At 60.0% G+C, this 19,575-nt stretch carries 19 protein-coding genes and 1 tRNA gene; 9 read left to right on the top strand and 11 right to left on the bottom strand.

Features of this window, described 5'->3' with window-relative positions; translation table 11 throughout:
• Nucleotides 1-64: 64 nt before the first annotated feature.
• The 9 genes from malZ to A9G06_RS13090 all read right to left on the bottom strand — a co-directional run bounded on the left by malZ (nt 65) and on the right by A9G06_RS13090 (nt 8,425).
• Nucleotides 65-1,894 carry a maltodextrin glucosidase gene (malZ, locus tag A9G06_RS13130; RefSeq protein ID WP_069555517.1) on the bottom strand — a complete coding sequence of 610 codons (1,830 nt, stop codon included), beginning with the start codon at nt 1,892-1,894 and terminating at the stop codon, nt 65-67.
• Nucleotides 1,895-1,899: 5 nt separating this feature from the next.
• The gene (locus A9G06_RS13125; RefSeq protein ID WP_064341032.1) at nt 1,900-2,748 is read right to left on the bottom strand and encodes an HDOD domain-containing protein; all 849 of its coding nucleotides are present in this window, start codon (nt 2,746-2,748) and stop codon (nt 1,900-1,902) included.
• Nucleotides 2,749-2,818: 70 nt separating this feature from the next.
• On the bottom strand, nt 2,819-3,235 hold the full coding sequence (locus tag A9G06_RS13120; RefSeq protein WP_069555516.1) for an META domain-containing protein: 417 nt from the start codon (nt 3,233-3,235) through the stop codon (nt 2,819-2,821).
• Between the two features lie 165 nt (nt 3,236-3,400).
• On the bottom strand, nt 3,401-4,762 hold the full coding sequence (gene yegD / locus A9G06_RS13115) for a molecular chaperone (RefSeq protein WP_069555515.1): 1,362 nt from the start codon (nt 4,760-4,762) through the stop codon (nt 3,401-3,403).
• Nucleotides 4,763-4,939: 177 nt separating this feature from the next.
• Nucleotides 4,940-5,929, bottom strand: coding sequence for a 2-hydroxyacid dehydrogenase (locus tag A9G06_RS13110; protein WP_005340720.1), 990 nt, complete (start codon nt 5,927-5,929; stop codon nt 4,940-4,942).
• Nucleotides 5,930-6,003: 74 nt separating this feature from the next.
• On the bottom strand, nt 6,004-6,498 hold the full coding sequence (locus A9G06_RS13105; protein WP_005355485.1) for a CreA family protein: 495 nt from the start codon (nt 6,496-6,498) through the stop codon (nt 6,004-6,006).
• A gap of 26 nt (nt 6,499-6,524) precedes the next feature.
• Nucleotides 6,525-6,971, bottom strand: coding sequence for a DUF962 domain-containing protein (locus tag A9G06_RS13100; RefSeq protein WP_069555514.1), 447 nt, complete (start codon nt 6,969-6,971; stop codon nt 6,525-6,527).
• A 62-nt stretch (nt 6,972-7,033) separates the two neighbouring features.
• On the bottom strand, nt 7,034-7,891 hold the full coding sequence (locus A9G06_RS13095; RefSeq protein WP_069555513.1) for a hypothetical protein: 858 nt from the start codon (nt 7,889-7,891) through the stop codon (nt 7,034-7,036).
• Nucleotides 7,892-8,038: 147 nt separating this feature from the next.
• The gene (locus A9G06_RS13090; protein ID WP_005356952.1) at nt 8,039-8,425 is read right to left on the bottom strand and encodes a TraR/DksA C4-type zinc finger protein; all 387 of its coding nucleotides are present in this window, start codon (nt 8,423-8,425) and stop codon (nt 8,039-8,041) included.
• 480 nt (nt 8,426-8,905) lie between these two features.
• Here A9G06_RS13090 and A9G06_RS13085 point away from each other — a divergent pair, with 480 nt between their 5' ends.
• From A9G06_RS13085 to A9G06_RS13045, 9 genes are all read left to right on the top strand, one after another.
• Complete coding sequence (locus A9G06_RS13085; protein WP_013723370.1) at nt 8,906-10,237, top strand: glutamine synthetase family protein; 1,332 nt, start codon at nt 8,906-8,908, stop codon at nt 10,235-10,237.
• A gap of 186 nt (nt 10,238-10,423) precedes the next feature.
• Nucleotides 10,424-11,785, top strand: coding sequence for an aspartate aminotransferase family protein (locus A9G06_RS13080; RefSeq protein ID WP_005355478.1), 1,362 nt, complete (start codon nt 10,424-10,426; stop codon nt 11,783-11,785).
• Nucleotides 11,786-11,838: 53 nt separating this feature from the next.
• On the top strand, nt 11,839-12,936 hold the full coding sequence (locus tag A9G06_RS13075) for an extracellular solute-binding protein (RefSeq protein WP_005340709.1): 1,098 nt from the start codon (nt 11,839-11,841) through the stop codon (nt 12,934-12,936).
• 118 nt (nt 12,937-13,054) lie between these two features.
• Nucleotides 13,055-14,140 (top strand): polyamine ABC transporter substrate-binding protein, encoded by a 1,086-nt coding sequence (locus A9G06_RS13070; protein ID WP_005355476.1) that lies wholly within the window; start codon nt 13,055-13,057, stop codon nt 14,138-14,140.
• Between the two features lie 78 nt (nt 14,141-14,218).
• Nucleotides 14,219-15,373, top strand: coding sequence for a polyamine ABC transporter ATP-binding protein (potA, locus tag A9G06_RS13065; protein WP_005340704.1), 1,155 nt, complete (start codon nt 14,219-14,221; stop codon nt 15,371-15,373).
• Nucleotides 15,370-16,275, top strand: coding sequence for an ABC transporter permease subunit (locus A9G06_RS13060; RefSeq protein ID WP_069555512.1), 906 nt, complete (start codon nt 15,370-15,372; stop codon nt 16,273-16,275). The genes potA and A9G06_RS13060 overlap by 4 nt, the downstream gene beginning before the upstream one ends.
• Nucleotides 16,275-17,117, top strand: a complete 843-nt coding sequence (locus tag A9G06_RS13055; RefSeq protein ID WP_041202837.1) for an ABC transporter permease subunit — start codon at nt 16,275-16,277, stop codon at nt 17,115-17,117. The genes A9G06_RS13060 and A9G06_RS13055 overlap by 1 nt, the downstream gene beginning before the upstream one ends.
• A 45-nt stretch (nt 17,118-17,162) precedes the next feature.
• Complete coding sequence (locus tag A9G06_RS13050) at nt 17,163-17,867, top strand: MOSC domain-containing protein (RefSeq protein ID WP_069555511.1); 705 nt, start codon at nt 17,163-17,165, stop codon at nt 17,865-17,867.
• A 155-nt stretch (nt 17,868-18,022) separates the two neighbouring features.
• A tRNA-Pro gene (locus tag A9G06_RS13045) sits at nt 18,023-18,099 on the top strand.
• Between the two features lie 260 nt (nt 18,100-18,359).
• Here A9G06_RS13045 and A9G06_RS13040 read toward each other — a convergent pair.
• Together A9G06_RS13040 and A9G06_RS13035 are read right to left on the bottom strand one after the other, a co-directional pair.
• On the bottom strand, nt 18,360-18,887 hold the full coding sequence (locus tag A9G06_RS13040; protein WP_005356927.1) for a hypothetical protein: 528 nt from the start codon (nt 18,885-18,887) through the stop codon (nt 18,360-18,362).
• 124 nt (nt 18,888-19,011) lie between these two features.
• A complete protein-coding gene (locus A9G06_RS13035) occupies nt 19,012-19,476 on the bottom strand; it encodes a thioesterase family protein (RefSeq protein ID WP_042054246.1) in 465 nt (154 codons plus the stop codon).
• Nucleotides 19,477-19,575 lie beyond the last annotated feature (99 nt).

Here is a 19,575-nt window from a genome sequence, read left to right as displayed (position 1 = left end):
TGAACGGAATAAAAAACCGGAGCCTTGGGCTCCGGTTTTGTTTTTCAGCGCGTAAGTTGCTCGCTCAGCTGGAGATCAGCACCCGGGCCGAGTTGGCCGGAATGGTCAGCTGCAGCTCCCCCTGCACCACTTCAAACTTCTCGCCGTTGAAGGCGTCGGTGAAACGGCTGGCGGGGCTGGCGGTCTGCCACAGGGGCAGGCTGATGGTGCGCGGCTCACTAGGATGGCGGTTGCAGGCCACCACCACCTGATCGCTTTGCAGGGTACGGGCGAACACATAGCTGTGGGGCCCGGCGTAGAGGGTCTGGATATCGCCACGGCGCAGCGAGGGGCGCTGGCGGCGGATCTGGATCAGCCGACGATAGTGGTCGTGCAGCACGTGATCCCAGTCTGTGGTATCCCACGGGAAGCAGCGGCGGCAGTCCGGGTCGTTGCCGCCGGAGAGTCCCACTTCATCGCCGTAGTAGATAGACGGCACACCGATATAGGTGAGCAGCAGGGTGGCGGCCAGCTGCATCCGCTGTTTGTCCTCGCCCAGCAGATGGAGGAAACGGGCGGTATCGTGGCTGTCCAGCAGGTTGAACTGGGCCAGCTGGTTCTTGAACGGGATATGGGCCCGCGCCAGCTTGAGCCAGCGATCCAGCTCTTCGGCGCTGATCTTGATGGGGTGGTAGGCGATATCCTTGCCAGCCAGGAAGGCGCGGATCGGATGGGCGAAGCCGTAGTAGTTCATGGCGCCGTCCTCTTGATCCCCCTGCAGCCACTGGCTCGCCTCGAAGAAGTGTTCGCCCAGCACGTAGGCGTCCGGGTTCTCCTGCTTCACCGCCCCGCGAATGGCGCGCACGTGGCCGCTGTTGCCCTCGGCGGTGCCGCGCTCACCCAGCATGTGGATGACGTCGAAGCGCCAGCCATCGATCTGGTAGGGGGCGCGCATCCAGTAGCGCAGGATGGCGTCGTCAGCGCGATAGACGGCGTCTTGCACCTTCTCGCAGGAGAAGTCGAGCTTGGGCAGGCTGCGAATGCCCTTCCAGCTGACGTAATCCCCTTCTTTGTCAAAGGTGTAGAAGCTGCGCCACGGGGAGTCCGGGTTGCTCTGGGCCCCCAGTGGCGGGCAGAACCAGGGGTGCTCGGTAGAGGTGTGGTTGACCACTGCATCCAGAATGATCTTCATGCCGCGCTGGTGCAGGTTGCGGGTCAGCTCGGCGAACTGCTCGTTGCTGCCGAGGTGGGCATCCACCTTGAAGTAGTCCTGGGTGTCGTACTTGTGGTTGCTCGGCGAATCGAAGATGGGGTTGAGGTAGAGCGCCGTCACCCCGAGAGATTGCAGGTAGTGCAGCTTGGCATCGATGCCCGCCAGATCGCCGCCGTAAAATTCGCAGGCGCCGTGGCCCTCTTCGTGGCGACTGACCGGCTCGCCCCACGCCTTGCTGATCACCGCCTTGCCACGGTATTCATACTCGTGATGCTTGACGCTCAGCGACGGATCGCCGTTGCAGAAGCGGTCGGGGAAGATCTGGTAGAACACCTGATCCTGCACCCAGGCCGGTGGTTGGTGCAGGCTGTTGAAGCGAAAATGTTGCTCCCGTGGCGGCATGGACGCGCTGACGCCCGCCCCGTGCAGCCACCACTGCTCCTCGTCGGTGAGGCACTTGAAGCTGTAGAGGTGGATATCCTGTCCCTTGATGAGCGGCAGGGTCGCCTGCCACACCTGCAGCCGATCGCGGGTGGAGACCGCCGTCATCGGGATCAGGTACTCCTCGTTATCCGGCTCGTGGCGTAGCCACACCTCGCGGATCGGCGCATTCAGCTCGCTAAAAAGGGTCAATTGCAGTGCGTCGGCGCTCTCTTTGAACCAGGGCGCCACCTGGGGATGAAACAGAAACGGATGGGTCATGATGCTTATTGAGTCAGAAGATCGGCGAGGGCATTACCCTGTTCATGCAGTGTTTCGAGCTGGCCTGCCAGCGACTTGGGATCCAGTCCCAGCTGATCGGCGAGCGGTTTGGGAAAGCGGGCGATGATGGCTTGGGCAGGCACGCCAGCGTTCCAGGCGAAGGAGATAAACACGGCGAGGCGGATCAGCACCGCCTCCTTGCTGACCGGATCGTGGGAGAGCGGGTCAAGCTGTTGGGAGATGGCATCGACGAAGGCCTCGGAGAGGTTCCAGCGCCGCGCCAGCTCGGCACCGAGCTGGGCATAGTCGTAGCCCAGCATCTCCCGCTGGGCCTCGACTCGGCTGCTGCCGTTCTGGATCGCCATGTTGATGAGCTCGGCCTCCTCCGGCAAGGTGCTCTGGATAAGCAGTTCGCCGATGTTGTGGATCAGAGCGCAGGTGAAGGCGGTCTCGGGATCCATCACCTTGGCCTCTTGCGCCAGGGTTTTGGCGATGGTGGCGACCTGGAAGGTCTCGGTCCAGAACTTGTTCTTGTCGAAGCTGGGCGGGGCCTTGAAGGTGCCGATGATGCCGGAGGCGACCACCACGGAGCGCAGCCGGTTGAAGCCGAGCCGGATCACCGCCTGTTCAATAGAAGTCACTTCGTTGCCCCGGCGCAGGGCGGCCGAGTTGGCCATCCGCAGCACCTTGACGCTGATCACCTGATCCATGGCGATCTTGGCCGCAATCTCGTCGATGCGGGCATTCTCGTCGTTGAAGCTCTGCATCAACTCGTGCAGCAGCTTGGGAATAGTGGGGAGTTGTTTGATCTTGTCAAACAGACGATCCATCGACATGGCTGAGGCAGCCTCCATTGCGAACTCTGCCTCATATTGTGCCACAGCCGGACAACATGTTCCTGTTTGTGATGCGGCTTTGTGAGCGCTAGAACACCCAGTCGCGCAAGGTGTATTCCAAACGGTGCTGTTTGCCCTGCAGGATCAGGTTCTGACAGGTGCCGCTCAAGGTCGCCCCCTCGGTAAGGGTGGTCAGTACGGCCTGTTCGATAGTGTCGAGCGGCGGCATACAGGCCATTTCGGTGCTGCCCAGACTGGTGACCCACAGTTTGTCATCTTCCAGGTGGCCTTGTCCGAAGTAGCGGTTGCAACCGGCGAGGCCGTTGACGGTGAAGTGTTCGCCGATCTCGAAATCGGGGGGATTGTCGCGGGGGGCCTTGATCGGCTGGCCATCCAGTTTGCTCAGTACCCAGTGGTGGTGTTGCAGATCTTGCTGAACAAAGGCGGTCGAGCTGCAGCCAGCGAGCAGTAACAGGGGGATCAGCAAAAAGGGCAATCTGGGCATGAGGGGGCTCCGGTTGGGGGAGCGTCAAGAATACCCTTTTTGGGCAGTCGGGAGCAGGGCGGGAGAGGGGACGACCGACCGCTTCTGTCGCCCCTTGTCCCGCACGACTGTCGCTTAATGGCAACACACGGGTGATGTTGCCATCGATTTACGCTATCTCAGGGCTCAGTTGGCGAACAGCCGCTCGGCATAACGGGCGAGACCGGCGGCTACCGAGCCGAAGTCATCGCCACCCTCAAGCGGGATGGTCGGCAGCTTCTGGCGGATAAAGCTGGCGATCAGCGGCGAGCGGGCGCTACCGCCGGTGACGAAGATGCGATCCGGCTGCACACCGGCGGCGGCAATCGCTTCGTCCATCAGCTCGCCAATTTTTTCCAGCAGCAGGGCCGAGGCGTTGGCCAGCTGTTCGCGGGTCAGCTCCGCTTCCAGCCCTTTTTCCAGCTCGGCCAGCGACTGGCGATTGAGTTCCTGCTCCGAGAGGGCGATCTTGCCCTGCTCGGCACGCCACACCAGCTGGTGGCTCAGCTTGTGGGCTCGCAGGCTGGCCAGACGCCCCAGCTTGCTGCCGGGCTGGCTGTCGAGCTGCAGATCCTGCAGCTGGCGGGCGGTGTCGAGGCTGTAGAAGCGGCTCTGGGCGCTGACGTCGTTGATGGCGGCCGCATCCCAGAACAGCGGGTGGGGCAGCGGCTTGCCGGTCTTGAGGGTCTCGTGCATGCCGAGCAGCGGCATCATCCCCTCCACCGTCAGGCGGATATCGAAGTCGTTGCCGCCGATCCGCTGGCCGCTGTGGCCGAGCAGATCGCCGCTGCGATCCAGCTGATCGCGGTAGCTGGGGCCCATCCGCAGCATGGAGCAGTCGGTGGTACCGCCGCCGATATCCACCACCAGCACCACGGCGTCTTCGGTGAGGCGCGCCTCGAATTCAAACCCGGCGGCCACCGGTTCATAGAGGAACTCCACCTGCTCGAAACCGGCCAGACGGGCCGCCTCGGTCAGAATGGCGATAGCTTGCTGGTTGCTCTCTTCCCCCGCCAGCCCCTGGAAGTTGACCGGGCGACCGATCACAGCCTGGCGGATCGGGGCGCCGAGCTGCTGCTCCGCCTGCTGACGGACATGGAGCATCATGGCGCAGACGATGTCTTCAAACAGGGCGATCTGGGGGGCTTTGAGGCCATAGGCGCCGAGGAAGGATTTCGGTGACTTGATGTAGTAGCCGTCGTCCGGCTCTTCCAGATAGCGCTCCAGCGCGGCACCGCCAAAGCTCAGCTCGTCGATCAGTCCCTCTTCGCGCATCTGGCGGCGAACCATCTGGGCACGGGTGACCACGGGGCCACGCAGCTTGAGGTACTCCGCCTGCTGGGCGGGGGCCAGCCCTTCGGCCAACAGACCGGCGATGGCATCCCGGTGGGGGGCATGCAGGGTGGAGGGGAGATAGCGGGATGCGCCAAGATTCAGCAGCCTGGGGCTACCTTGTTCCATCACGGCCACGGCACAGTTGGAGGTGCCGTAATCAAATCCGATAAACATGGGCGCCAGACTCCTGAATAAAAAAGGGCAGGTAGCCTACCCGATGACGTCGGGTCTCACAACCCGGCTCCCCGGATATTGAGGGCGCAGGGGAAAATACACAGGGGGGGAGCATGTCGGTGTGGAAAACAGAGGGAATGGCTCCCTCTGTCGTTCATGGCTACGGGTGCGAGAGGATTATTCCACTTCGTTGTCGCAGCGGCCCTGGCTCTCGATAGCGCGGATATTGCCGAGGGTGGTATCGGCGATGGCGTGCAGTGCCTCGCGGGTCAGGAATGCCTGATGGCCGGTGAACAGCACGTTGTGGCAGGCAGACAGGCGGCGGAACACGTCATCGGTGATCACCTCGTTGGACTTGTCGGAGAAGAAGAGATCCTCTTCCTCTTCGTAGACATCCAGCCCCAGTGCGCCGATACGGGAGGTCTTGAGTGCCTCGATGGCGGCGTTGGAGTCGAGCAGGCCGCCACGACTGGTGTTGATGATCATCACCCCGTCCTTCATCTTGGCAAATGCCTCCTTGTTCAACAGGTGGTAGTTCTCTTTGAACAGCGGGCAGTGCAGGCTGATGATATCGGATTGGCGGAACAGGGTATCGAGATCCACGTACTCGGCCCCCAGCTCGATGGCTGCCGGATTCTGGTAAGGATCGTTCACCAGCAGGCGAACCCCGAAGCCCTTGAGGATGCGCAGGGCGGCCAGACCGATCTTGCCGGTACCGATGACGCCAACGGTCTTGCCATGCATGTTGAAGCCGACCAGCCCTTCCAGCGAGAAGTTGGCGTCGCGGGTGCGCTGATAGGCTTTGTGGATGCGGCGGTTGAGGCACATCATCATGCCAACGGCGTGTTCTGCGGTCGCCTCGGGGGAGTAGGCGGGCACCCGCACCACTTTCAGCCCCAGCTCTTTGGCGGCGGCCAGATCCACGTTGTTGTAACCGGCGCAGCGCAGGGCAATCACCTGGGTGCCGTTGGCAGCCAGTTCGGTCAATACCTCGCGGTCGGCATCGTCATTGACGAACAGACACACCACCGGGAAGCCGTGAGCCAGTCGGGCCGTTTTGGCCTCCAGCCGCACATCGAAAAACTCCAGGTCGAAGCCGTACTGGCTGTTGGCCTGGTTGAAATGCTCTTTGTCATAGCTCTTGGTACTGAATACGGCGACTTTCATGGTATGTGCTCCGCAGCGTGTGTGTCGTCAAATTACAACAAAATGGGTCAGCTATCACCGGACAAACTGGCTGGTTATTGTCCCCACGGCATAATGGGAACGGCGCTGACTGCACTCTTGTACGAACCATCCACCAGTTTGGTGCTGTAGGTCAGGTAAACCAGTGCATTGCGTTTTTTGTCGTAAAAACGCACCACTTTCTGCTCCTTGAACACCAGCGAGGTGCTGACATCGAACACTTCCTCCCCCGCCTTCAGCTTTTCGGGCAGGGTGATGGGGCCGATCTGGTGGCACGACAGGGAGGCGTGGGAGGGATCTTCCGCCAGGCCCAGCCCGCCTTTGACGCCACCTGTCTTGGGGCGCGCCAGATAGCAGGCGACGCCGTCGATGCGCGGGTCGTCGAACGCCTCCACCAGGATCTTGTGGTTGGGGCCAAACAGCTTGAAGGCGGTGCTCACTTCACCGACCGGGTCGGCCTTGTCGGCCAGTGCCGGGCCGGCAAACAGGGCCCCCAGCAGCAGGGGCAGGGCGCGGCGAAGGGCGTTATGTCGCGTGTGGTTATGTGTCATGGTCTCTCCTGTTGGCCCGGCATTCCTCAATAGGGAATGCCCAGGCGACGATAGAGGCTGGCAAGCACCCAGGCGGGGCCTATCAGCAGAAATTGCAGGTCGGCGAGGAAGGAGGGGCGTTTGCCCTCGATCTTGTGGCCGACAAACTGGGCTATCCAGAGCAACACGAACGCTGCCACGGCTGGCCACAACAGCGGCCCCTGCCACTGGTGGCAGATCCACAGTCCCAGCGCGGTCAGCCCCGCCATCCCCGCGAACAGCGAAAACGACAGCTGCAAATAGAACAGCAGCACCGGAATGGCTGCCGCTGCCGCCCAGTTGAGGGGCTCTGGCAAGGGCCCGTGTGGCAGACACCAGAGCAGCGCCAGCGAGCAGAGATAGATTCCCGGCACCGCCAGTTTGTGGATGGCGACGTTGACCGGATGGCGATGGCTCTGGCCGTACTCCTCAAACCACTCCTGGATTCCCTTCATGGCACCTCCCTGGCGCACAGTGTTCTCGCTGCCTGACCTTCGTGGTCAGGCGCTCGGGATGCTTATCCCTGCGGTGGATACTCCCAATATTGGGCCGGAATGGATTTTAGCAACGGGGTCATATCCGGATTGGGCAGGGCGATGGTGACCCGCTGATCGAGGTTGGCGCTGGCGAGCGCTTCGCGGATCTTGGGGTTGTCATTGAAGAACTTCATAAAGCTGCCATCGGCATAGGCCCGCTCCAGCCCGGTCTGAATCGCCTTGGCCAGCTTGGGGTATTCGGGGCTGACGAAGAAGAACTGGGCGAAGGGGTAGCGGATCAGCAGATGCTGCTCGATGGCGAGGTTGGGATACTGCGCCACCAGCTCGCTGCGCTCGGCGAAGATCTCCACCAGGGCGCGCGGGAAGAAGTCGATCTTGTCGCCGTCGTTGATAAGGCGAAACAGGCTGCTGTATCGGCCGGAGAAGGTCGGGATGCCCGCATTTTCCAGAATTTTGTTATCGGCCCAACCGACCCCTTGCGCCGCCTTCAGCTGTTTGAGGTCGGCCAGGGTATTGATCTGGTTGAACTTCTCCTGAGCATCCGCGTGGATGAAGGACAGCCGCAATCCTTCCAGCCCGCGAAACAGCGGAATGGGGACGGCAATCAGGGAGGATTCGAGCTCGCTGGAGGTGCCCATCCAGAAGACGTTGATGGTCTTGCCCTTGCTCAGCTGCTGCTGGAGGGTGAACTGGTTGAGGTCGAGTTCGACAGGCTGGATGCGAAAGGGTTGCCCGGAGCGAGTCAGGGCCAGTTCCAGCAGCTTGTACTGGTACTCCTGGTCAAGATTGTTGACGGGACGGCTGGGGACCTTGACCGTCAGAACCTGTGCTTGTGCCAGCAGTGGCAGGCACAAACACAGCTTGATGAGCCATTTCACTCTCTGTTCTCCTGTAGATTCCGGAAGGTGTCCGGAGTCTAACAGAACTTATCACCATCTTGCTGCGAGGCGTTGTGCAAGGTTTGAGCGCGGGGCCCTGCCTTGCTGGCGTCTGTTGCACCAGAATGGTGACGGTTCTTCGAAGAATCAGGCGACGCGACGGAACACGTGGGTATCGTTAAATTCCTTGGTGCTCTGGCATTCGACGCAGAAACGGGATTCCGGACGGGCATGCAGCCGCTTGAGGGAGATCTCGTCACCGCAAGATTCGCAGTAACCAAAATCCCCTTCGCTGATGCGCTTCAATGCGCCCCGCAGCTTGCGCAGGTGCAGCTTGTCGTGCTCGATGCGGTTCAGCTCCAGACGGCGGGCTTCCTCGATACTGGCACGGTCAATTTCATCAGCCATCTCGTTGGTGTCGGTGGCGATGGCCTGGCTGGCCTGGGAGTTCAGGCGCTCTTCGAGCTCGACGATCTGTCGCTCGATCTGCCCCTTGTAAAAGGCCAGTTGGTCTTCAGTCATGAAATCACACATACGATTAACTACCAGTCAGTTTACTAACCCAATTATCCCTGTTTATGGGGGCTGTCTGCCTACAGACCAAGCCCTTGTATCCCGATTTGCACCTGTTTCATGCAAGAGAGTGCAAATCAGGGCGGGCCTTGTACCAAAAAAATGCAGCCAAGCAAAGCAAATAGGATAAGGATTGTGCGCCCTTGCAAAAAAATGGTCCGTTCCTGCGGGGGATTGGTCGGGATCTGGCGCCCGCTTCACCCTCTGTTGGCATCGCCTTTGCAACGATGAGAAGGGTGGGCTTCGTACGGATTTGAGTGTTTAGTATTTGGTGCCGCCTTGGTCATTATATGCGCCGTTATTTATAGTTTTTTAAACACGCCCGCTTGACATTGCCCTTGATGGCGGGCTTTTATGGTGATGTTGATTACAATTTTATAACAAGGGTGTTCCATATATTAGACACCCTTGCCAATGGCAACCGTAAAGTCGGGGTTTAACATGGACAGTATCAAAGGCTGGATGGAGAGCAATCGCATCACGGAGGTGGAGTGCCTGTTCCCGGATTTCACCGGCAACGCCCGGGGCAAGATCATCCCAGCCAACAAGTTTTTGCGTGAAGGGGGCATGCGTCTGCCCGAGGTGATTTTCACCCAGACGGTGACCGGCGAATATCCGGATGACGACAGCATGATCGACCCGCTGGAGCGGGACATGCAGCTCTATCCCGACCCCAACACCATCCGTTTTGTCCCCTGGGCGCTGGAGCCGACTGCCCAGGTGATCCACGACTGTTTCGACGTCAACGGCAAGCTGATCGACATCGCGCCGCGCTCCGTGCTGCGTCGGGTTCTGTCATTTTACGAGAAGCAGGGCTGGAAGCCGGTGGTGGCGCCCGAGCTGGAATTCTATCTGGTCACCCGCAACGAGGACCCCGACTATCCGCTGGTGCCGCCGGTCGGTCGCAACGGCCGCCCTGAGACCGCCCGCCAGTCGTTCAGTATCGATGCGGTCAACGAGTTCGACCCCATTTTTGAAGACATGTATGACTACTGCGAGGCGCAGGAGCTGGAGGTGGACACCCTGATCCACGAGTCGGGCGCCGCCCAGATGGAGATCAACTTCCTGCATGGTGATGCCATCGATCTGGCGGATCAGGTGTTCCTGTTCAAGCGCACAATGCGTGAGGCCGCTCACCGCCACGGCATCTATGCCACCTTCATGGCCAAACCGATGAGCGACGAACCGGGGTCGGCCATGCACATCCACCAGAGTCTGGAAGATGTGAACGGCCACAACCTGTTCGGTACCCCGAATGGCGGCAACAGCGAACAGTTCATGCACTTCATCGCCGGTTTGCAGAAATACACCCCGGCGGTGACAGCCCTGCTGGCCCCCAACGTCAACTCCTACCGCCGCCTCACTTTTGGCGAGAGCGCGCCACGCAACGTCCAGTGGGGTGTCGAGAACCGCACCTGCGGCCTGCGGGTGCCCTTCTCCGACCCGAGCGCTCGGCGGGTGGAGAACCGCTTCGCCGGTGCCGATGCCAACCCCTATCTGGCGCTGGCCGCCACTCTGGCTTGTGGCTATCTCGGCATGATGGAGAAGCTGGAGCCGCTGCCGGAGATGAAGTCGAGCGCCTATGACCTGCCCTACAGCCTGCCCCGCTCGCTGGAGGAGGCGCTCAGCCATCTCGAACAGTGCGAGCCCATCAAGGAGATGCTGGGGGAGCGCTTCACCCGCGCCTTCGTCGCGGTCAAACGCAAAGAGTACGAGACCTACTTCGGGGTGATCAGTCGTTGGGAGCGGGAGTTCCTGCTGCTGAACGTCTGATCCCCCTGTAACGGGGAGGCATGAGTCTGCCTCCCCGGTCCCTGTATCGAAGAGACCGGAACGCGAGTCAGGTGGCGGCTGCCACCTGTGAGTGGTTGTGGCTGCGAGCATGCAAGCCCGCCTGACTACCCATCTAACTGTTTGACGACTGAATCTTGCCAAATCGAAGGAACCGAGGAGCAACAAATGCAGCAGACAACCCGTGAGTGGCAACAGCTGGATGCCAGCCACCACCTGCACCCCTTTACCGACTTTCAGGCCCTGAACAAGAAGGGTTCGCGCATCATTACCAAAGCCAGCGGCGTCTATCTGGAAGACTCCGAGGGCAAACGCATTCTCGACGGCATGGCGGGCCTGTGGTGTGTCAATATGGGCTATGGCCGCCAGGAGCTGGTGGATGCCGCCACCCGTCAGATGCAGCAGTTGCCCTACTACAACCTCTTCTTCCAGACTGCTCACCCGCCGGTGATCGAGCTGGCGACCCTGCTGGCCGAGGTGACACCCGCCCATCTCAACCACGTCTTCTTCACCGGCTCCGGCTCCGAGTGCAACGACACCGTGCTGCGGATGGTGCGCCACTACTGGGCCAGCAAGGGGCTGCCTGACAAACAGGTGATCATCAGTCGCCATAACGCCTATCACGGCTCCACCGTGGCGGGGGCGAGTCTGGGCGGCATGAAAGGGATGCATGCCCAAGGCGGCCTGCCCATTCCCGGCATAGTGCACATCGATCAGCCCTACCACTTCGGTGAGGGGCAGGGGATGAGCGCCCACGAGTTCGGGCTGGAGCGGGCCCGTCAGCTGGAGCAAAAGATTCTGGAGTTGGGGGTGGACAAGGTTGCCGCCTTTATCGGCGAGCCGATCCAGGGGGCGGGCGGCGTCATCATTCCGCCTGACAGCTACTGGCCGGAGATCCAGCGTATCTGCGATCACTACGGCATCCTGCTGATCGCCGACGAGGTGATCTGCGGCTTTGGCCGTACCGGCCACTGGTTTGCCAGCGAAGGGTTTGGCATCAAGCCGGACCTGATGTGTCTGGCCAAAGGGATCACCTCCGGTTATCTGCCGCTCGGCGCCGTAATGGTGAGCGACCGGGTTGCCAAGGGGCTGGTGGAGGAGGGGGGCGAGTTCAACCACGGCTTCACCTACTCGGGTCATCCGGTCTCTTGCGCCGTGGCGGTGGCCAATATCCAGCTTATGCAGAAAGAGAGCATAGTTAAGCGAGTGCATGATACTATCGGCCCCTATTTGCAGCGCCGCTGGGCGGAGCTGGCCGATCATCCGCTGGTGGGAGAAACCCGAGGCAAAGGATTGGTCGCCGCGCTGGAAATCGTTGAGGACAAGCAGACCAACCGGCGTTTTCCGGCTCAGGCAAATGCGGGGATGACTTGCCGGGAGTTCTGTTTTAACAATGGCTTGGTGATGAGGGCGGTAGGCGATACCATGATCATATCGCCCCCCTTGGTCATCACCGAGGAACAGGTTGATGAATTGGTCGATCTGGCCAGGCGCAGTCTGGATCTTACAGCCGCAAAGCTGAAGGGTTGAGGCAGGTCGGGCAGGTTGGCATGCGCATACAATTTGCTTAGGAGACAAGGATGATGTCTTTCAAAACAGGAGTGATCGCTGCCTCTGTGGCTCTGGTCATGGCAAGTGCCGGAGCAATGGCTGAAGAGAAGGTGCTGCACGTCTACAACTGGAGCGACTACATAGCGCCGGATACCCTGGATAACTTCCAGAAGGAGACGGGGATCAAGGTGGTCTATGACGTGTTCGACAGTAACGAGGTACTGGAAGCCAAGTTGCTGGCGGGTAGTTCGGGCTACGACATCGTGGTGCCATCCAACCCCTTCCTGGCCAAGCAGATCAAGGCGGGCGTGTTCCAGAAACTGGACAAGTCCAAGCTCTCCAACTGGCAAAACATGGATGTCGACCTGCTCAAGGCGCTCGAGCCGAGCGATCCGGGCAACCAGTACTCCATCCCCTATCTGTGGGGCACCATCGGCTATGCCTACAACGCCGAGAAGGTGAAAGCCGTGCTGGGGGCCGATGCCCCGGTCAACTCCTGGGATCTGGTGTTCAAGCCGGAGAACATGGCCAAGCTGAAAGAGTGTGGCGTCTCCTTCCTCGATTCACCGACCGAAATGCTGCCGGCCGCCTTGCAATACCTGGGCTTCAAACCGGATAGCCAGAAACCGGCCGAGCTGAAGAAGGCTGAGGAGCTGTTCCTCTCCATCCGTCCCTATACCGCCTATTTCCACTCCTCCAAGTACATCTCGGATCTGGCCAACGGCAACCTCTGCGTCGCGGTCGGTTACTCCGGTGACTTGCAGCAGTCCAAGGCGCGGGCAGCCGAGGCCAAGAATGGCGTCGCGCTCACCTACACCATTCCGAAAGAGGGGGCAGGCAGCTTCTTTGACATGATCGCCATTCCGGCGGATGCCAAGAACGTCGAGGCGGCCCACACCTTCATCAACTACCTGATGAAGCCCGAGGTGATCGCCAATATCACCAACGTGGTGCAGTTCCCGAACGGCAACAAGGCGGCGACCCCGCTGGTGGATGAGGCGATCCGCACCGATCCGGGTATCTACCCTGATGCGGCAACCCTGCAGAAGATCTACACCTTCCCGGATCTGCCGGCCAAGGTGCAGCGTCTGATGACCCGCAGCTGGACCAAGATCAAGTCCGGCAAGTAAGTAATGAATGCCCCTCCCGGTCCGCAGTTCGGCCGGGAGGGTAGTGATGCCATCCATCCGGATGGGCCGCGCGAATGGATGCGCAGACGGTCAACCACTGAACTGGAGAACTGACACCGTGAATACAACCAGATTGCTAACCATAGCGCTGACCATGGGATTGGCGAATGTGGCCCAGGCTGCCCCTGTGCTGCACTTCTACAACTGGTCTGACTATATCGGCGAGACCACCCTCAGCGATTTCCAGCAGGCGACCGGGATCAAGACCGTCTATGACGTGTTTGACTCCAACGAGACCCTGGAAGGCAAGTTACTGACGGGGCGGACCGGTTACGATTTGGTGGTGCCCTCCAATAATTTCCTGGCCAAGCAGATCAAGGCGGGAGCCTTCCAGAAACTGGATAAATCCCTGCTGCCCAATCTGGCCAACCTGGATCCCGTGCTGCTCAAGCAGCTCGACAAGGTGGATCCGGGTCATCAGTACGCGGTGCCCTATCTGTGGGGGACCAACGGCATCGGCTACAACGTCGACAAAATCAAGGCGGTGCTGGGGGTCGACAAGATTGACTCTTGGGCCACCATCTTCGAACCGGAAAACATGGCGAAACTCTCTCGCTGCGGCGTCGCCTTCCTCGACTCCGCCGACGAGATGATCCCTGCTGCCCTCAACTACCTCGGACTCGATCCCAACAGTCATGCGACGGGGGATATCAAGCAGGCCGAGGCGCTGCTGCTCAAGGTACGGCCCTATGTGGCCTACTTCCACTCCTCCAAATACATCGGCGATCTCGCCAATGGCGACATCTGCGTGGCAGCCGGTTTTTCCGGCGACATCCTGCAAGCCGCTGCCCGTGCCGATGAAGCTGGCAAGGGGGTGAAAATTGCCTACAGCATTCCGAAAGAGGGGGGCAATCTCTGGTTCGACATGATGGCGATCCCGTCCGATGCCACCAATGTCAAAGAGGCGCACGCCCTCATCAACTACGTCCTGCAACCCGAAGTGATCGCCAAGGTCAGCGACTATGTGGGTTACGCGAATCCCAACTCAAGGGCGGGCGAGTTTATGGATGAGGCGGTGCGCAACAATGAGGAGGTTTATCCCCCTCAGGCCGTGCTGGAGCGACTCTATGTGCAGGAAGCACATCCCCGCTCGGTACAGCGTCTAATCACCCGGAGTTGGACCAAGATCAAGTCCGGTACCTAACCTTGGTGCCCGTTCGGGGGCGCCAAATCGCTTTTATGGATCGGCCGCAAGGCTGGTATCACGTTGGGGAGTTTGGTAATGGCGATAGCCTCCAGTGCCTACAAGAAAGCCCTCGAGGGCAGTCAGCAGCGCAAAGAAGTGCTGGTGAAAATTGATCGGGTAAGCAAGCAGTTCGACGAAACGCTGGCGGTCGATAACGTATCTCTCAATATTCACAAGGGGGAGATTTTCGCCCTGCTCGGCGGGTCCGGTTCCGGCAAATCGACCCTGCTGCGGATGCTGGCCGGTTTCGAACGCCCGACCGAGGGACGACTGTTCCTCGACGGGGTCGACATCACCGACATGCCCCCCTATGAACGCCCCATCAACATGATGTTCCAGTCCTACGCCCTGTTCCCCCATATGACGGTGGCCCAGAACATCGCCTTTGGCCTCAAGCAGGATGGCCTGCCCAAGGCCGAGATCGATGCCCGCGTGGAGGAGATGCTCAAGCTGGTGCAGATGACCCAGTATGCCCGCCGCAAACCGCATCAGCTCTCCGGTGGCCAGCGCCAGCGGGTGGCGTTGGCTCGCTCGCTAGCCAAGCGTCCCAAGTTGCTGCTGCTGGATGAACCCATGGGGGCGCTCGACAAGAAGCTGCGTTCCAAGATGCAACTGGAGCTGGTGGAGATCATCGAGCGGGTCGGGGTGACCTGCGTCATGGTGACCCACGATCAGGAAGAGGCAATGACCATGGCGGAGCGGATCGCCATCATGCACCTCGGCTGCATCGAGCAGATCGGCAGCCCGATGGATATCTACGAGACCCCAGCCAGTCGGCTGGTGTGCGAGTTTATCGGCAACGTCAACCTGTTCGACGGCCTGCTGGTGGAGGATGAGCAGGACCACGCCACCATCGCCTGCGCCGATCTGGAGCAGCCCATCTATGTGGGCCACGGCATCAGCTCCCGCGCCGAGAACAAGAAGGTGACCTACGCCCTGCGGCCGGAAAAACTGCTGATGAGTCTGCAAAAGCCGGAGGAGATCGAGCACCCGGACTTCAACTGGACCAAGGGTGAGGTCTATGACATCGCTTATCTGGGCGGTCACTCGGTTTATCACATCCAGCTGCCCTCGGGCAAAATCGTTCAGGCTTTCATCGCCAATGCCGAACGCCACGGCAAGCGGCCAACCTGGGATGACCAGGTGTTCCTCTACTGGGAAGATGACAGCGGCGTGGTGCTGCAATCATGAAGTTATTGCAACGACTGAAGCGGGTCGGGGGGCGCCGCCTGGTGATCGGCATCCCCTTCTTCTGGCTGTTCCTCTTCTTCCTGCTGCCCTTTGTCATCGTGGTGAAGATCAGTTTTGCGGAAGCGGATGTGGCGATCCCGCCCTACACCGACGTGGTGAGCTGGGCCGACAATCAGCTCACCATCCTGCTCAACATGGGCAACTACCTGCTGCTGCAGGAGGATGAGCTCTATATCGCGGCCTATCTCGGCTCCCTCAAGATGGCCTTTGTCAGTACTTTGCTCTGCCTGCTGATTGGCTATCCGATGGCCTACTCCATCGCCCGGGCCAACAAGGAGACCCAGACCGTTCTGCTGCTGCTGATCATGATGCCGACCTGGACCGCCATCCTGATCCGGGTCTATGCGTGGATGGGGATTCTCAGTAACAACGGCCTGCTCAACAGCGTCTTGCTGGGGATCGGGGTGATCGACGAGCCGCTGCAGATCCTCAACACCAACCTGGCGGTCTATATCGGCATCGTTTACTCCTACCTGCCCTTCATGGTGCTGCCGCTCTACGCCAATCTGGTCAAGCATGACCAGAGCCTGCTGGAGGCGGCCTCCGACCTGGGGGCGCGCAACCTGACCCGCTTCTGGCAGATCACGGTGCCGCTCTCCAAAAACGGCATCATCGCCGGCTGCATGCTGGTGTTTATTCCGGTAGTGGGAGAGTTCGTCATCCCGGAAATGCTGGGCGGCCCAGAGACCCTGATGATCGGCAAGGTGTTGTGGCAGGAGTTCTTCAACAACCGCGACTGGCCGGTAGCCTCTGCACTGGCGGTGGTGATGCTGGCGGTGCTGATCATTCCGATCATCCTCTTCAACCGTAACCAGGCCAAAGAGCTGGAGGGCAAGGCATGATGAAGCGTTTCGGTTTTGCCAAACTGATGCTATGGCTGGGGCTGCTGTTTATCTACCTGCCCATGATCATCATGGTGATCTACTCCTTCAACGCCTCCAAGCTGGTGACGGTGTGGGGTGGTTGGTCGCTCAAGTGGTACTTCGGCCTGCTCGACAACAAGCAGCTGATCGGGTCTGTGTTCCGCTCGCTGGAGATCGCCTTCTACACCGCGATCGCCGCAGTGGCGCTGGGGACGGTAGCGGCCTTTGTGCTGACCCGAATTCCCCACTTCCGTGGTCGCACCCTGTTCGGCGGCATGGTGACGGCGCCGCTGGTGATGCCAGAGGTGATCACCGGTTTGTCGCTGTTGCTGCTGTTTGTGGCGATGGCCCAGCTGGTGGGCTGGCCCGCCGAGCGGGGCATGCTGACCATCTGGATCGCCCACACCACCTTCTGTACCGCCTATGTGGCGATCGTGGTGTCGGCGCGGTTGCGGGAGCTGGATCTCTCCATCGAGGAGGCGGCGATGGATCTTGGCGCCAAGCCGTGGAAGGTGTTCTTCCTGATCACCATCCCGATGATCGCCCCCTCGCTGGCGGCAGGCGGCATGATGTCGTTCGCCCTGTCGCTGGATGATCTGGTGCTGGCGAGCTTCGTCTCCGGCCCGGGCTCGACCACCTTGCCGATGGAGGTCTTCTCGGCAGTGCGGCTCGGGGTGAAACCCGAGATCAACGCGGTGGCCAGCCTGATCCTGCTGTCGGTATCGCTCTTTACCTTCGGCAGCTGGTATCTGATGGCCAGGGCGGAGAAGCGCCGTCGTGCCGAGATCGCCATGACCACCCAGATGCAGGCCGTCGTCTGACGCCATGATAAGATCCGCCTACTCTCGTCAACCTGGAGGATGAGTATGCGGATCTCCCTTTTTAGCGGTCGTGGCACCGAGCTGGTGCCCGGCCTCACCAGCGCCATTCACAAGCAACCGATCTCTGCACCAGTTCGCTGTACCTTTGCCGGTCTGGAAGGGGATGAGCAGTGTGACCTGCGCCACCACGGTGGCCCGGATCGGGCGCTCCACTACTATCCTGCCGAGCACTATGGCTGGTGGCAGACCTGGCAAACCGCGCTGGGCTTGCCTGCGCCACGTACACCCTGGCAACCTGCCGCCTTTGGCGAGAACCTCTCCGGTATCGGGCTGACCGAGGTGCAAGCCTGCATTGGCGATGTCTATCGACTCGGCGAGGCGCTGATCCAGATCAGCCAGCCGAGATCCCCCTGTTTCAAGCTCAACCAGCGCTTTGGCTATGGCCAGATGTCCCAGGTGATGCAGCTAAATGGCCGTTGTGGCTGGCTGCTGCGGGTGCTGGAGGAGGGCATGATCGCGCCTGACACGGCCATGGAGCTGGTAGACAGACCCTATCCCGAACTGACGGTGAAGCGCACGGCGGATATCCTGTTCAATCAGGTGCGCAATGAAGCGGATCTGGTGATGCTGCTGGAGAATCCTGCTATCTCCCCCAACTGGCGCCAGCATGCAGCCGACTGGCTGGAGCATGGCACTGTGGCTGACTGGCAGCGCCGTCTGTTGGGGCCGGCATCCCTGCGCCTGGCCTGACGGCCGGTTGCCGGAATGTCACCAGCTGGCTGCAGCCCGGTAAACGGATGAAAAGAGTGCTGAATAGTTGAGCGAACGGCACTTTTTTTCCTGCCAAATGCAAAAAAGGCTTGTGTCGGGTCTGGGCTTTCGGTAAATTCCCGTCCCGCAGACATCGGTGTGTAGCGCAGCTTGGTAGCGCACTTCGTTCGGGACGAAGGGGTCGGAGGTTCGAATCCTCTCACACCGACCAAATTTGAAAAGGCCGCTCAATAGAGCGGCCTTTTTGCATTTATCCTTCCTGTTTTCCCGATTTTCTTTGGCTGCTGACCTGTTACCTGGCCAAGTGACCTGACCTGCTGTATTCAGGGGCGAAGCAAGACCACAGACATTAAAAGGGCCACCGCTCGGTGGCCCATCGGTGGAGTCTGATCCTGACTCCGGCACTCTAGATTGTGGCAATCTCGCTATGGGTCTTGTCTATGGTGCCCTCCTTGCGCGCCAGGCGCTTACTCAGATATGCCAGTGCTGATGCCGCAAAGCCTTGAAACTGTGTTGAGGCAGCAAGGCCGCGTGCTTGGGGTACTCACTAATGAAATGTTCTATTCCCTCCATCAGTTGTGCACGTAATGAAATCACGGGCTCATGCCAAGCTTGCAGGCATAGATGGCCGGGGATCAACTGCTCCTGATAATCTTCCAGCAGCTGTTCTGGCCAGGGTTCAATACCGGAATTGCGTTGCAGCAAATAGTGGGCGGCGGGTTCACGGGCATAAATGAACTGAATTTGGGCCAGATCGCGTTGGCATAGCGTTTGACTGTTGATATGACAGGTCAAATATTTTCCCGTCTTCAGATCCAGAAAGTGACCGCGTTGCCGACAGGGAACGATGCGATACCAAGGCAAGGGTGAGGAGAGAGAATACCCCTCAAGCTCCTGTTCCAACCAGTGGCGACACTCGGGTGTCTGCACCTCGTCGAGCATGGACTCGAGTTGTGTCAACAAGGCTCTGGATGGTTTGATGGCCAGTTTCGCACTCATCGCCTGCAATCCTCCCTCTGCACACAATCCCGACTATCAGTATGGACCTTGTTCGGCCAGAGGGGGTAAGGAATCTAATGATTAAAAGTGGATTAGCCGCGTGGTTTTTATGCACTAACTTGGTTCAACCCACCAGATAGGTTCCGGTACCGAAGGCGATGTGGGTGCCTTCTTCGTTGTGCAGCTCCATCCGGGCGACGGCCACCTTGCTGCCAGCCCGGATGATGTGGGCGGTGGCGATAAACTCGTTGCCGCGTCCCGGGCGCAGGTAATCCACCCGCAGATCTATGGTGCCTAGGCGGGCGAAGCGCTCCTTGAGATAGCTGGGGGAGAACTCCTCCAGCTCGTCGATGCAGGAAGCAGCGACGATCATGCCACCCGCCACATCGAGCAGCGTGGCGGTGACGCCGCCGTGCAGGATGTTGTGGAAAGGGTTGCCGATTAGTTTGTCGTCCATCTTGATGCGCAGTTCCACCTTGTCGAAGTCGTAGTGGGTCACCTGCATGCCGATCAGCTTGTTGAAGGGCATCTTCTCGGCAAACAGGTTGGCAATGCCACTGAGCGCCATCTTCTTGAGCATCTGTTTCATTCTCTGATCCCAATCCTTGTCATCAAAGCCGAGTAAAAACTCCAGCCAGTCTGCAACAGTTCCTTAACAGTCGCAATGGCAGGTTTATTGTGGGCGGCG

The sequence above is a fragment of the Aeromonas sp. DNP9 genome (assembly GCF_001728955.1).
Lineage (GTDB): Bacteria > Pseudomonadota > Gammaproteobacteria > Enterobacterales > Aeromonadaceae > Aeromonas > Aeromonas veronii.
Note: the sequence above shows the minus strand (reverse complement) of the source record. Positions and strands in the feature narration are given on the sequence as shown.